11 protein-coding genes and 2 tRNA genes are annotated in these 14,207 nt (G+C 35.4%); all 13 read right to left on the reverse strand.

The genetic code is table 11. From position 1 onward, the window contains the following. Positions 1-4: 4 nt before the first annotated feature. The gene (locus AB5359_RS09630; RefSeq protein ID WP_006585475.1) at positions 5-280 is read right to left on the reverse strand and encodes a TrbC/VirB2 family protein; all 276 of its coding nucleotides are present in this window, start codon (positions 278-280) and stop codon (positions 5-7) included. A 184-nt stretch (positions 281-464) separates the two neighbouring features. Further along, on the reverse strand, positions 465-740 hold the full coding sequence (locus AB5359_RS09635) for a hypothetical protein (protein ID WP_006585474.1): 276 nt from the start codon (positions 738-740) through the stop codon (positions 465-467). Positions 741-866: 126 nt separating this feature from the next. Beyond that, complete coding sequence (locus AB5359_RS09640; protein ID WP_368280145.1) at positions 867-2,171, reverse strand: pilin N-terminal domain-containing protein; 1,305 nt, start codon at positions 2,169-2,171, stop codon at positions 867-869. Then, the gene (locus tag AB5359_RS09645; RefSeq protein WP_368280143.1) at positions 2,152-2,988 is read right to left on the reverse strand and encodes a class C sortase; all 837 of its coding nucleotides are present in this window, start codon (positions 2,986-2,988) and stop codon (positions 2,152-2,154) included. The genes AB5359_RS09640 and AB5359_RS09645 overlap by 20 nt, the downstream gene beginning before the upstream one ends. Then, positions 2,988-5,204, reverse strand: coding sequence for a SpaA isopeptide-forming pilin-related protein (locus tag AB5359_RS09650; RefSeq protein ID WP_368287210.1), 2,217 nt, complete (start codon positions 5,202-5,204; stop codon positions 2,988-2,990). The genes AB5359_RS09645 and AB5359_RS09650 overlap by 1 nt, the downstream gene beginning before the upstream one ends. 31 nt (positions 5,205-5,235) lie before the next feature. Beyond that, the gene (locus tag AB5359_RS09655; RefSeq protein ID WP_006588363.1) at positions 5,236-5,904 is read right to left on the reverse strand and encodes a class A sortase; all 669 of its coding nucleotides are present in this window, start codon (positions 5,902-5,904) and stop codon (positions 5,236-5,238) included. An 11-nt stretch (positions 5,905-5,915) separates the two neighbouring features. After that, a complete protein-coding gene (locus AB5359_RS09660; protein ID WP_006585469.1) occupies positions 5,916-7,739 on the reverse strand; it encodes a collagen binding domain-containing protein in 1,824 nt (607 codons plus the stop codon). 106 nt (positions 7,740-7,845) lie between these two features. Next, positions 7,846-9,924, reverse strand: coding sequence for an SEC10/PgrA surface exclusion domain-containing protein (locus AB5359_RS09665; RefSeq protein ID WP_368280180.1), 2,079 nt, complete (start codon positions 9,922-9,924; stop codon positions 7,846-7,848). Positions 9,925-9,978: 54 nt separating this feature from the next. Next, positions 9,979-10,491: a hypothetical protein gene (locus AB5359_RS09670; protein ID WP_368280179.1), complete on the reverse strand. Its 513-nt coding sequence runs from the start codon at positions 10,489-10,491 to the stop codon at positions 9,979-9,981. 1,621 nt (positions 10,492-12,112) lie between these two features. After that, positions 12,113-12,193 (reverse strand) — tRNA-Glu (locus AB5359_RS09675). A 170-nt stretch (positions 12,194-12,363) separates the two neighbouring features. Beyond that, positions 12,364-12,450: transfer RNA gene (locus tag AB5359_RS09680), tRNA-OTHER, on the reverse strand. Positions 12,451-12,815: 365 nt separating this feature from the next. After that, a complete protein-coding gene (locus AB5359_RS09685; RefSeq protein WP_144842201.1) occupies positions 12,816-13,241 on the reverse strand; it encodes a hypothetical protein in 426 nt (141 codons plus the stop codon). Between the two features lie 407 nt (positions 13,242-13,648). Then, positions 13,649-13,942, reverse strand: coding sequence for a hypothetical protein (locus AB5359_RS09690; RefSeq protein ID WP_186433669.1), 294 nt, complete (start codon positions 13,940-13,942; stop codon positions 13,649-13,651). Positions 13,943-14,207 lie beyond the last annotated feature (265 nt).

The following is a 14,207-nucleotide window of genomic DNA, read 5'->3' on the forward strand; positions in this document are numbered from 1 at the left end:
TTAACTAGAAAGTTGCCCCTCCGAACATTTGCCAGATCGTAGGTACTAATTGTGGAGCTAGTAATAGGACAGCACCACCAATTAAAGCTGCAACTAACATAGCTTTAGCTTTTTGAGCTGCTTGGCCACCAAACATCCAAAATAGACCAGCTGCAACAATTACAGCAACACCAATAAATCGTGCAGTATTTGTCATATTAGTAGATGCGTAACTTGCACCATTGTTAACTTGGCTCCAAACATTAGCACCAGTCATAAGTTTTAATTTTAAAAAGTTCATAATAAATACCTCGTTCAAATATCATCAAAATTTTCAATAAAAAAAGAGCACCGAATCATATGAATGATTCGATGCTCAACAACATCTGTTAGTAACATTTTTAATCCTTTATTTATTTCAATAATTTTTGCTTATTATAAAAAGCTGGTTCAGCTCTAATAACTTTCATTTTTATCATCACCAACTATTTATCATTTGGTTTAAAGTCCTTATTAAATGGCTGGTTATTAGTACGATCTTTATGATAAAGCTTATTTGCTTCTGCTGTTGCACTGAACAAATCTTCTAAATCAAGCTGCTCTTGTGCCCAATCTAAAGCTGGTCCTTTTTCTTGCTTAATTAAAGAAGTGCCTAGCTCTGTACACTTTTGTGTAAGCCTAGCTTTTTCATCGATATTATGCTTTTTTCGCCAGTCAGAAATAATCTTCTTTTGTTCTTTCGTTAAATTAGTAATTGTCAAACTTTCTCACCTTCATATTCCCACCAACACACCCGATTAAAAGGAGTAAGAAAATCTCACCATTCTTCTTGCTCATAATATTTACCTTTTAATTAAAGAAACTCTCAATTTGCTCAACTAAATTATTTAAAAAGCCATGAATTCTTGCTTTACCAGTCTGATACATCTTGGCATCAGTAACAGTTGGCTTTTGTCCTTCGGTTCCTTAGCTTGATCTTGCCCAGGTTGATTTTGCTCTGAAGTTTTTCCATTTTCAGGTTTATTCTCTGGAGTTTTTTCAGGCAAAACCTTTTCTGATTTTGGATAAATAGTAAATTCTGGACTATATTTTCCATCTTTATCAGTGATAGGTGTCAAGATAACAATTGGATCGGAATTCTTAGCCATTGCTTCTTTTGGAGTCTCAGTATTTACAACATAGTAAGCATGATACTTACCATCAATTGGAACTTTAACTCTTGCAACGCCGTCCTTATTGCTTGTCTTGTCATGCTCAGTTGTCACTTGAGCAAAAGTTTTCATTGACTTCGGGTCAAGTTTAGCTGCACGACTAGCAACTTCTTTGCGAATCGTATCGTCTTTACGCATTTGTTCGACTTTCGCAACAAGCTTCTCTTCCTCTTCTGATTTCTTATCTGACTCTGATTTATCATCCGCATTCTTGCTCTTTTCTACAGAAGACTTAGATTGGTCATCTACTGTAGTACTTGAACTTGACTTTGAAGATGAAGTTTCAGAATTTGAAGACTTTGGTTCAGTTTGATCTAAATCAGCTTCAGGAGCTTGAGTTGATGCTTTTTCTGTTTTAGCATCACTAGAAGATGATTTCACTGATTTATAGGCGGAAGGAATTTTGGATTTGTTATTCGTACTGTTTGAGATAGTCTTATTAGCATTATCTTCAGTACTATTCTCATCAAATTCTTCGGAATCAGATTTATCTGCTTCTGATTTTTCTTCTTGTGAATTGGAATTATCAGCTTCTTTTAGGGCTTGATCAACTTGTTTGTCGCTTGGACTAGAATCATCTACCTTAAGCTTTTCTTTGATAATCGTATTCATTAAGTCAGTAACATCATAAACAGTAAATTTTGAACCATTTACTCCCTCAAGACTATCTGAGTTAAGATCCTTTTCATTGGTAGCAATTACTTTTCGAATAACCATAGTTTGTTCTTTCAAACTTTGTGGGTTATCTGGATCTGCTTTTTTATCCTCAGCTTTAACATCTACGGAAGAGTTGTCTGTACTCTTTTCTGTCTTGGTATCATCTGTCTTCTTATTCTCATCTTCTTTTTTGTTTTGAACGATAGAAGATTGAGTAGAAGCAGATGGTTGTTCGGCCGCATGTACAATTGCTGGTGCAGCTAATGTAAGTACATTAGCTGATAGCATAGCCGCAGACATAATTTTACTTCTTGCGTTTTTCATGTAGATATACCTTCTTTACTTTTTTCTTCTTTCTATTTTTTCGATGGGTGAACCAGTAGAATAAAGCCATTGCAGAAGTTACAACAATTGCTACAATAGCAGCTTTCCCTAATGAAGTTAGTCCACCATCAGCATTAATATTCTCAGCATGGTAAGGAACACGGTGCCCTCTAACTAGCAACCTATGAGTATTTTGGAAAAGCGGAGTACAAGTAACCAAAGTTACATAATCTTGATTAGGATCAACCTTAAAATATTTCAAATTATTAGGCAAAACCTTTTTAATTTGATCTACCTGATAAGCGTGAATTTCCTTGTTCACTTTGATATAAAACTTTTCGCCTTTCTTTAACTTAGGCAAATCGGTAAAAAGACGATTAAGACTTAATCCACTATGCCCAGTAAGTACGGAGTGCTTACCTTTACCGCCTGTTGGCAGGCTGGTATTTTCTAACACTCCAATACCGTTATCAAGTGCGGTTTGCGATGTTCCCATGTAAACCGGCAAAACTTCTTTAATCTTAGGAATACTTAAGGCTGCAACAGGCTTTAATTCAGCTTCAGCAACATCAACCGAATTTTTATTTTTCTTCTTAGTTGCAAAATTAGCAAATGGATCTACAGGTTTCTCAGTTTTAGGTGCCTTATAAAAAGACTCCAGATAGCTACTACCGTGTCTCTCCGATCTTGCAACTTCAGCCTCTTGCTTTTGTGCCAAAAAGTAATCATTAAGAAAAGGATAAGTTGAAAGCCCTAAAATTGTTAGGCACAATAACCCCCAGATTACTAGCGTTAAAGGTTTTTTACCTTTTTTCATTACTTGTCAGCTTTCTTTTTCTTTTGAGAAACGTAAATGTATGTACCACCGCCAACAACAACTACCGCAACAAGAATTCCACCTAATTGAAGAAGTCCTTGGCTACCAGTAAATGGCATGCTGGTCTTTTCGTCGTTCTTGATTTCGATTGGGTTGCTCAAAGTTTGATCATTAGTATGAGGTCCAATCTTAAAGTTGACAGTTTCATTCATCAATTGGTATCCCTTAGGTGCCTTAACTTCTCGAAGCTTATAGTCACCTTCTGAGAAACCTTGTAAAGCAAATTTACCTTCCTTATCGGAAGTTAAAATACCAGCCTTAACGTCTGAATAATTATCTACCCAGTCAATATCTTTTTCGCCCTTCTTACCATTTTCTTTGAAGCCGTTAAACCACTTACCAGTCTTCAAATCTTGAACGGCAAATTGAGCACCTTCCAGCTTCTGCTTAGCAATTCCCCAGCCCATGAAACCGGAAGATTCCTTAACGAAGTTAACACCATAGGTTACAGTATCATCGTGACGATGAATTTCTTTATAGCCTGAACCATCATTCCAGCCTAAAGTAATGGTGTTAACGATTCGCTTATCTAATGGCGTATCATCAGTCAAAATTTCATCATATTCATAGTTAAGCTTCTTACCAGCTTGAGCGGCAACTAAGTCACTTACACTACCAGTAGTTAAGCCTTTAACAGCATCTTCGATTTTCTTATTATCATGAGAGTTAGCTGCATCTTGAAGTTTCTTAGCATCTGCTTCACTTAAGCCCTTAACAACATAGTTGACCCACCATTTACTATCTGAACCGTTTAAAATTTGGTAATCTTTACCTTCTTCAAGCTTTTTACCATCAGGAGTTGTAATTACTAAGTGTCTTTCAGCAGGAATATCTTTTAAGTTCTTTTCTGGTTCATCACGAGTAAAGAAGGTATGGTAAGGTTCAGTCATTGCATTAGTACCAGTAGCATCAATTTGCCATGCAGAACCCATAATATTTTGTGGAATTACGGTCTTTGAATTAAAGTGCGCAAAATCACCACGGTGCAATGATTGATTTGGTCCAATACCATTAGTTAACTTCTTTTCTTCATTAGTCGGACCATAGTTGACAAGTGAACCTTGTAATTTAGTTGGATCAATACCATCTTCACCAATTTCAAAAGTTAGCTTGTTACGAACATCATTCTTGGCAATTGGTGAAATTGCTGCTCTTGCTTGGTCGTCTGCTTCGTCACCAGCCACCTCACTTGGCTCTTCAACGAAGTAGTACTTACCCATAATTAGATTATTAGCAGTTACTTTACCCTTACTATCAGTAGTTAAGACTCCACCAACCTTTTCACCTTTTCCTGGTTCACCACGATATAATTGGAACTTAGCGCCAGCAAGCGGTACTTTCTTTCCGCCATCCTTGTCAGTATTCCAAAGAACATATTTAGTTAGATCAAAGTTTAATTTTTGCGTCTTGTTCTTTGGATACAAGTGTGTGGCTGACAAGAATCCTGTACCATCTGGATTGGTATAAGGGTTTACGAAAATAATAGGTTCAGATGGTGGAGTTACAAATCCACGTGGTGTCTTAGTTTCAACTGCTGCATAGTAGTGATATTTTTGTGGCTTAGAAGCATCATAGGCTTTAACGTTTTCAAAAGTTATGTCACCATTGCTATCAATTGCCTTAGTTGCTACCTTTTGAGCTTTAGCCAAGTATTCGTTTTTGCTCATCTCTTGAGTAAGCTTAGCTGGATCTACACCGTGCGTAGCATCAAAAGCGTTATTGAAAGACTTTTGAATTGATTCACTAATGTACTTAACGCGTCCATTCATAGCTTGTTGGTCAGCTGCACTGTTAGTCCAACCAGTTAAGCCCTTACCATCATTGAATTTTTCGTTTACCACATCGGTAATGTCATACAAAGTAAATTCGACTTTACCCATTGTATTAGGATTGTAGTGTGTAATTTGGTCTGGTAATTCCTTAGACTTATCAGTACCATCGTTCTTGATCTTGTTTTGTTCAAAGAATTTGGCATCTTTAGTGTCATACATCATCTTATGAACAGTAATGTTAGTAGTACTTGGTGCTACTTGATCTGCTTTAACAATTGACGGATGTTGAATCATAACCGCCGCTTGAACACCTACTAAAGCAGTACCACATAAACTCAAAACAACTCCTCCGGTTGCAAGAGACTTTCGAAATCCTTTTTTCATAGAATTATTCATTGAATTATCCCCATTTCTTCTAAATTAGTTCGCCTTGAACTACAAGACGATTCACTCCGCCATTAGCACATGTATAGACTGTAACTATTGGCTTTTCCTGATCTTTAGGCATATAAAAAGCGCTACCCTGAACTGGTTTGCCGTCAACAATTTTGACTGTTGGTGGCACTACCTTCTTGCTGGTAACGCGATATTTATATCGTTGGCCATTATAGCCGGTTAGAATTATTTGGTCTCCCAAATTAATTCTGTGTAAATCACTTAAAAGAATGCCTGGTTGTTCCATATCATGACCAGCCACGCAAAAGTTGCCTTTACCAAATTCACTATCGAGATAGTATGACTTACCAACTCCTAATGCTAACGTATAGTTATTGGCACGATTATAGATCGGAAGGCGAATACCAATTGAAGGAATAATCAGATATCCGTTAGGATACTTATCAACCCCGAGTTGCAATGCCTTCTTTTTATTTCTAATCAACTCATTTTTAGTAGAAGGCTTAATATCTTTTTCTTCTTTTAAGGCCGCTCTATTTGTTTTCATCGTTACGGCGCTATTCACTTTATGATCTAAAATCTGGTCATTTTGATAAGTTTGATGCCAACAAAAAGCCGCAATCAGTAATACAAGAAATGTACCGATTGCGACTAATTTTCCAGATTTAGTTTTAAAAAAAGCTTTCATGCTAATTTACTTTATCTTTCTTTATTCTTCTTAGATTCATACAATGCGTAACCACCTACAGCACAAGTAATAGTGATTGCGGCAGTTGCTTCGATTAACAAGTAATCACTACCAGTCGTTGGAATTGGCTGAGTATTATCTGTCATCTCACCTGTAACAACATCGGGCGCAGTTGGCCCAACGTTTGGAAGTTTAACAGGAGTAGTACCTAAGGCATATCCATTAGGTGATTTAATTTCAACTGCATAGTAATCACGTCTTGTCGAGTCAAGTAAAACATTATCAAATCTTGCATGACCGTCCTTATCAGTAGTTGCAATATATGGCTGTCGGTCATTGTGACCTGTTACAAGCTCACCATTAACTTGACGTAAAGCTTGTTTTTTTGCATCTTCTACTGATATTTGATTAAAGGGTTCACCTAAATCTTTTCTAATAAGTACAAATTGAGCACCTTCAATTCCAGCGCCACTAATATTTTTCTTAGTAATTTCAAAAGGTTGATGCTTTTTATCATTAACAACCGTTCCTAAATCAACCTGACGTTGAGGATTATCACCAGTTAACTGATCAATGTCTCTTTCATAAGAAGCATTATATTGACCATCGGGTTGTTTTATCTCTTTCAAATGATACTTCTTACCAAGTGGTAAGTTATCGAAAGTTACACGACCATTATTGTCAGCTGTTTTTCTTTCCATGAAGCCATCAGAAGTTAATACAAATTCAGTACCTGGCAAGATTTTAGTGTTATTATTGCCTGAGCCTCTTTTGACAAAAGTCAAACTACCAAATGATGGCTTAACATGAACGGTCATATCAGATGAGCCTTTCATATCTACAGTTGTTGCTTTAATGCCTAATTTAGCAACATTCTGAATGCCCGGATCTTTAACTCCATAAATCCATGCTACTTTTGCCTTTTTATTCCAGTGACCGGTAGCTTTTACTTTAAATGAAAAATCGGAAGTATTTGTCATGTCATTATATGGTACAGATACTTTTAAATTGTCATCTGCATTGACATTATTGAAGTCGACCTTGCTACCATTTTTTCTAGTTCCAGATAAATACTTCTCGTTTTTTGAATCAACTGCATGAACTTGAACATCATGCATGTTACTAGATGGGACTTTAAAATTCTTTTCGTATTTATTGCCGTGGAAATCACCACTACCAATATTTAATGTCGTTGGATCAAAGCCTAATTTGGCAGGGTTTAAAACAATTTCTGATTGACTAGCATTACTATGTTTTTTTGCCTCTGCAACTAAACGATTAACTTTATCCCTAATTTGCGGTGCAAAATGAGCTACACTATCACCAGTTATTTTACCATCATATGGTGATCTGTCATTTGGACAAGCAACTAAGTGGACGGCAGTTTGATATAACCAATAATCTGCTAAATCATAATCAGCACCGGCACCATCAATACTCTCAAATGATTTATCATGGCCCTTACTAAAATCAGTGATTAGCCATTGAACTGCGGGATTAGCTTGATATTGCTTAACAAGCTGTTTATTACTTGGAGAATCTTTATTGAAGTTAATACAAAAGATATAAGAATCACGACCACTTTTACCTTTTTCCTTAATAATGTTGATTCTGTGATAACCATTACCAGCTACCCACTGGCCATCATATTGAGCATGTAATTTTCCATCTGAAGCGGAAACCCAAGTCTTCTGGGCATTATTAGTTGTAATCGTCTGAGGACCATTATCATCTGCAAATGCCACATAAGTGTTTCCCATTGATGAGGCAAGTCCACAAAGAGTTAGTCCTGTTGCAAAAAGCAAGACAAGTCTTTTCTTTTTTCTAACTCTCATATAAAATCCTTTCTTAAAACAAAAAAACGCCCAGCTCTAAAACTTGTATTTTATACATTGTTTTAAAACTAGGCGTTTTAAATACTATTTAATTTTTAACCAAATATTAACGTAGGTCTTTCTTCTTTGAAGTAGCAAGACCTAACAAGCTACCAACGCTTGCAAGTGCTAAACCAATTAATCCAGCAAGGTTAGTGTCACGACTGCCGGTAGTTGGTAATACACTACTTGCTTTCACTGTGTGATCCTTTGCATGCTTTGAAGCATAAGATGAAAATGCGTTTGAATTTAAAGTAGTACTTTCTTTAGCTTCTACCTTAGCAATTGCATGTGCAACTACTCTACTTTCAACCTTAGATGATACTACACCAACAAATTCACCTTTAGCATTATAAACTTTGTTTTCCTTTACAGTGTAATCAGATGGCATGACTTGACCTTTTGAGTCAATTAACTTATCATTGCCAGCCTTGTAAAAGTTAGTATGTTCTGCTTTTTCTTCTGCTACCTTTTTAGCTTCTTCTTGAGCTTTCTTAACTGCTTCTTTAGCTGCTTCTTCTTTCTCAATTTTAGCTAATACAAACTTAGCAGTAGTTAAAGCAGTTTCTTTTTCTGCTAATGTAGCCTTTACTTCAACAAGTTTAGCAGTTAAATCATCAGCAGATTTCTTAGCTTGGTCAAGTTCAGCAGTTGCATCAGTCAATGCTTGAGCAGTTTCAGCTACATTTTCCTCAGCATTTTGAAGAGCTGATAAATTGCTCTTTAAGCTGTTTAACTTATCTTGAGCTTGTTTAGCATCAGCCTTAGCTTGACTTAATTTTGCAAAGGCTTGATCGTAATCAGCTTTTACTTTATCAAACTCTTTTTGCATGTTAGCAGCATCGGATTTTGCACCGTCTAAGTCTTTCTTAGTTGCCTCGTAAAAATCGCTAGCCTTCCATAAATCGAAATCCTTATCTGATTTAGACTCAGTCAATTTATTTAATTTTTCTTGAGCTGACTTTAAGGAAGATTGTAGGTTGGCTAGATCGTTATTAAGCTTAGTTACATTCGCATTAGCTACTTCATAAGCATTCTTTGCAGATGATTGTTTTTGCCGTGCTTGTGCAAGTTTAGTTGCAGCAACATTGTATGCTTTTTCAGCATTGTTTACAGTGTTAGTAGCTTCACCGTATGAAGTTTGCTTAACTGCTAATTCGTGTTTAGCATCTTTTAAACTTGCCTTTAATCCGTCATAGTTAGGAATTTCAAACTTTTGCTCCTTAGGATCAACTGCCCACTTAGTATAAGAATCAAATTGAATGAATCCCTTATCTTTTCTAAAGGAAACGCCAAAATATTCTGGATTAGGGTTACCAGGTGTATTTGCTAGCATAGAGGTTTCATCACCTGTTAACTGAAAGGCGTGACCCCAATTTGCATCGGCATCTCCAAAAATCATACTTAACATATGATAGTAAACTCCACGTTTAACATCATTCATATTTTCAGCATACCATGGAGTACCAATTGATTCACTTGACATACTTAAGTCTGGAATCAATTTATCTGCAGCGTCAATTGCATTAGTATCATGATCAAAAGTAGGTACAGTAGAATGAGTTGCAATATAGTTGGTATGAGCAAGTGAAGCAGGAGTTACAACCAAATTTGGTTTTAGTCCAACTTGTTGACGCACATCATTTAAAATACCAGCTACCCAAAGAGTTAATTCCTTTTGTTGAGCATCGGTTAATTGAGTAACTCCATCTTTATTATGCGCAACTGCTTCCTTTTTAGCCTCTTGATCATCTTTATACGAATTTGCATTGTATGCCGCGTCAACAACTGCAGTATTGACGCGATCGGGCATACCATACTTGTTGTATAAGAAGTAATTCTTAGGCATAGTTATTACATTAATAGAATCAACTTTTGTTTGTAAACCATTAACTGTACTTTGTGCAGCATCAAGTTCAGCTTTTGCTGCATCAGCTTGTTGACGAGCTTGGGATAAAGAAGATTGTTTATCGTTAACTTCGTTAGTAGCTTCAGAAACTGCATTATTAGCATTATTAACTTGTTCTGCTAATTGATCTTTTTGAGCATTAGCATTTTGAACAGCCTTTTGTGCTTCTGCAACTTTATTTTGATCATTATTAACTTCTTGTTGTGCTTGGTTAACTTGATCTTGAGTTGCATTCAAGTTAGCTTTAGCATCATCAATTGCTTTTTGATTTTGAGCTAGTTTATTTGAGTATTAATTTACCCAATAGTTAGCCCCATCAACATCTTTTTGAGCGTCAGCAAGATTTGATGATTGCTTGTTAGCTTCCTTTTGTGCAGCTTCTTGAGCTTTAGCTTTGTTAGCAACTTCTTGTTCTTGTTGAACAATATTAGCTTTTACTTCATTAATATGTTCTGGAGTAGCTTCCTTTTGTATTTCCTTAGCAGAATTATTAGCCTTAGTAGCTTCTTCTACTTGCTTTTGAGCAGAAGTTACATCTTGATTTGCTTTGTCAACGTTCTTTTGAGCTTCATCAGCTTGAGATTTTGCATTATCTCTTTCGCTTTGAGCCTTATTAACATCTTTTTGAGCTTGATCCTTAGTAACAACTTGTTCTGGTTGTTTTTGTGATTGAGCTTCGTTAGTGTTATTTTTTACATCGACATCCGCAGCATGTACAGTACTTGGCTTGTTTACTGCAAGGAGCATAGCTCCTGATACTAATGTAGCTGTAGCTAATTTTTTAACAATCTTCTTTTCTTCCATTTTTACGACCTCTTAAATTCCTATACTTTTAAAGTTTTGTTATTCTTTATGACTCAATATTAACATCAATGCTGCTACGTCGCAGCCCCCTACGTTAACTTTTTTTATTTTTTATCAAATCATTTTAAAAACCACCTTACTATTAACAAATATAGGAACAGTTAGGTGTAGAGAAAAGCGTATTACTTAGATTTGTGCATCAAAAATACAGCAATTCTTTACAACTTTAACTGTCCTAGAACTACTAAATTTGCACACAAAGCTACTATCGAATGTAATAAACTCGATCTACTTCACCAAACTTATTTCTTTCATAGGTTAAACCTAGTTTCGGAAAAAAACGAGCTTGGCTAATAAGGGCTAACCGTTCATCTTTGGTTAGCTCCGGATTTTTACGAGGTTTTCGGATATGAAGAGCGTGCCTTCGTCGAGCGTACTCTCCGAGAGACATTCTCTTCACATTACCATTCCTCAGTGCTTTATAAAATTCTTGACATGCGTTTTGATATAACATACATGTTCTCCTTATTTCTCTAATAATTAATTATTTTTTATATTCTTTTTCTTTACAAAGCGTGCGACCATATTTTTATTTTACCGACGGTTTTTCGTTTCCGACCGACAACGAGAAGTGTTTTTAGAGTTGACACATAACTCCACCCGACGGGCAAATTACATAGCCTGAGATCACTCAACTGGCTAGACACAAGACATTGTCGACTCAAATCGATCCAATGCCTAATTTTGCCTAGCAACTACAATCAAAAGATTTCTTATGCCCCGATGATGTCGCTTGCGAAGCCTAAGAGCAAGAAGGTTTACTCCTTCACGCAATAGGGTCCACCATCCACCACAATTGGTTAAGGTCTTATGGGTCACCTTACCCGAATCGATGTATACTTACGATCCAGTTATCGCAAGGTGCAGTGCTAGCATCTCCGCATTTATGCTGCTCCCACGTTAATATTCAGTTGTCAAAGAACTACGTGGGCTTTCTTTTTTATAAAGTCGTTAAGCCGTAACCGACAAATGGAGTTACCAGGATTCGAACCTGGATCATCAATTTCTATACTGTTCTCGTATCCACCATGGAAGTGGATAAATTTTGATAAGTATTTAGAACAATTAAAAGACGAGTTAATTAAACACGACATTGAAAAAAGTAATTCAGTCTTCTCAATTGATTGTTTAACAATTAACTTATAACTCCAAATTCAGTGAAGACATCACTGAATCAAGTGTATGTAAACTAAATATTTTATTTTGTTGATGTAATCAACAATAGAGCCACCAAGATTCGAACTTGGATTATCAATCCATTAAAGTAAAGCAATAATCACGTTAGTCAGTTAACCAATAGATTACAGGAAGCTTTCGTAATGATCGTTACCAATTAACTTATAGCCCTATATAGGAAAGCTCGCCAGCTTTTACAATTGCTACTACAGATAAAGATGGAATACTTATTTTCCAAATGTTTTAATACCCAAAAATGAAAAACATGATCGGGATCATCTCCACATGCGTGGAGAATACACTAAATGTAGCAATTAACCTAATGTAATTTCATAAATTTAAAAGGAGATTTTTTCTTATGAAATAGCTAGGACTTACCTAGCAACGACCCGTACAAGAATTGAACTTGTATTTCCACTCTTGAAAGGGTAGAAGAGTGGCGTCTTAACCATTAGACTAACGAACCAAAAAGGGAAGTTGCTTGTATTAAGCTTCACTTTTATAGCTAGCTGGGCTTTAACAATTCTCTGCATTGTGACGGAATGATGTACAGTACACCGTCTTCCTAAACTAGCAACCTAAAAATAAAAAAATTAATTGGTTTCTAAAAAATGGAGCTGATTTTCCAATCAGCAATAGAGCTACCAGGATTCGAACCTGGATCATCATTTTTTGAACTTGCAGGAGTTAAAAATAAACGTTTACCAATTAATTTATAGCTCTAAAATTAGGAAAGCCTTTTGGCTTTTACAATTATCGCATTGCTAGTTTTACCGCTAGCAACAAAAAATAATCAACCTATCGGAATAATAATACTTGGAGTGAAAAACAAAAAATGTTATATGCTGATCTAACAACCAGCAATAGAGTGCTAGGATTCGAACCTAGATAGCTAGTACTGAAGGTTAATAAAGAGTAGCTGTTTGCCATTAACGTACAACTCTAAAATAGGAAAGCTGTTAAACTTTTACAATTGCTTTGAAATATGAACGTTCTACAGTGAATGAATAGTAAATAGTAAGTAGTATGATCAAAATAATATAAAACATAAGAAAGGATCTAAAATATAAAAGCAATCAACCTAGTATTTAAGAAATATATAAATCATTTTTATTTTTGACCCACTTAAGTAATTGTTTGCGTGCTTCAGGAGTACTCATTTGACCATTGGTATTCTTATACAGATCTTGAAGTTTAATGTAATCATCTTTGACTTCATTAACTTCAGCTAAGCTTTTTCCTAAAGACTTAATATCTCTTTGAATCTGTCGTCTCTTTCTTTTATCTTGAAAAGAATCAGCCGGAAAATCCTTTTCACTATTTTCAAGATCAGAAATAGCTAAAGTAAGAAATTCAATTTTACGATTTAAGTTTTTAATTACTCTCGTTGGATTCTTAAAACTGTTCTTTAAAATTAACTCAGCCTTCGCTCGACTTTTTATTTCAAAGAACAAGTAGACCGATAGAACAAGCAACAGTATTCCTAGAAAACCAACATTCATGGGTGCTTTCATTGTTGTTCCCTTTCTATTTAGTTTTTAATATTGTCGATTGGATTCGAACCAATATCTCATCTTTCATCTTTTTGAGGAATAATGAAAAGCATTTTAATTACTTTCATGAGGCCTGAAACTAATTAAATGAAGAAAAGAAGTTAAGATGTGTCCTGCCAGTTAAACTACGACAATCTGATAAAGAGTTATTCATTTAAACTCTCTGATTAGCGTATATGACACAATTATGATCTCAATCCAGAAAGCCCCTAAAGCAATCCAGCATAATTTAATCCAGATTCTATCTAGTTTTTGTGCTAATTTTTGCCATTTTGAGGACTCCCTACTTTTAAAATAAATTGTACTTACAGTAATTATTAGGATTAGAAGAATGAATTCTATTATCCAAATATTTTTGAAAAAATAGTTCATTCTTGAAGTCTCCAACTTATTTGTTTCAAGGGACGTAATTTGGCTTTAGGAGACCATTTCCTACTGCACACAATACGCTGACTTCCCTTGGAGTTTGGGGCCATTCCCCGCCAAATTTGGCGATAAATGTATTTAACATTTTGCTGATTTCCTGTAACTTTTTCCTGAAAGTTGCCATCCTGCAAATTGATCCAAATGGAGCGATCAAAGAGTTGAACTGTTGATACTCGGTTGCAAACATCAATTTCGTTGAGGCACCTTCCATAGGCTTTCTTCAACTTCTTACCCACTTCATTTACTCCCTTACTTCTATTAAATTAAATTTATTAGCATAGTATTATATTGCTTTAAAAAAGTGCTCTTAGCCGAGTACATCTATATATTATCACTAATATTGTCCGTGTCAACGTATTTTTTAAAAACGTTTATTTATATAGTAAATTTATTTAAATAGTTATACATAAAAATGACGAACTATCGCCCAAAAAGAGTCAAAAAATATGCCATTTAGTGCACTTAAAATGCTGTTTTGAGTCAAATCATGACACTAAAGTA

The sequence above is a fragment of the Lactobacillus sp. RTP31084st1_F9_RTP31084_210423 genome, assembly GCF_040919545.1.
GTDB classification, from domain to species: Bacteria; Bacillota; Bacilli; order Lactobacillales; family Lactobacillaceae; genus Lactobacillus; species Lactobacillus paragasseri.

What these genes read in the sequence shown, in the direction of transcription:
- AB5359_RS09630 (WP_006585475.1), bottom strand. Translation starts at nt 280, where the DNA reads ATGAACTTTTTAAAATTAAAACTTATGACTGGTGCTAATGTTTGGAGC.
- AB5359_RS09640 (WP_368280145.1), bottom strand. Translation starts at nt 2,171, where the DNA reads ATGAAAAACGCAAGAAGTAAAATTATGTCTGCGGCTATGCTATCAGCT.
- AB5359_RS09645 (WP_368280143.1), bottom strand. Translation starts at nt 2,988, where the DNA reads ATGAAAAAAGGTAAAAAACCTTTAACGCTAGTAATCTGGGGGTTATTG.
- AB5359_RS09650 (WP_368287210.1), bottom strand. Translation starts at nt 5,204, where the DNA reads ATGAAAAAAGGATTTCGAAAGTCTCTTGCAACCGGAGGAGTTGTTTTG.
- AB5359_RS09655 (WP_006588363.1), bottom strand. Translation starts at nt 5,904, where the DNA reads ATGAAAGCTTTTTTTAAAACTAAATCTGGAAAATTAGTCGCAATCGGT.
- AB5359_RS09660 (WP_006585469.1), bottom strand. Translation starts at nt 7,739, where the DNA reads ATGAGAGTTAGAAAAAAGAAAAGACTTGTCTTGCTTTTTGCAACAGGA.
- AB5359_RS09670 (WP_368280179.1), bottom strand. Translation starts at nt 10,491, where the DNA reads ATGGAAGAAAAGAAGATTGTTAAAAAATTAGCTACAGCTACATTAGTA.
- AB5359_RS09685 (WP_144842201.1), bottom strand. Translation starts at nt 13,241, where the DNA reads ATGAAAGCACCCATGAATGTTGGTTTTCTAGGAATACTGTTGCTTGTT.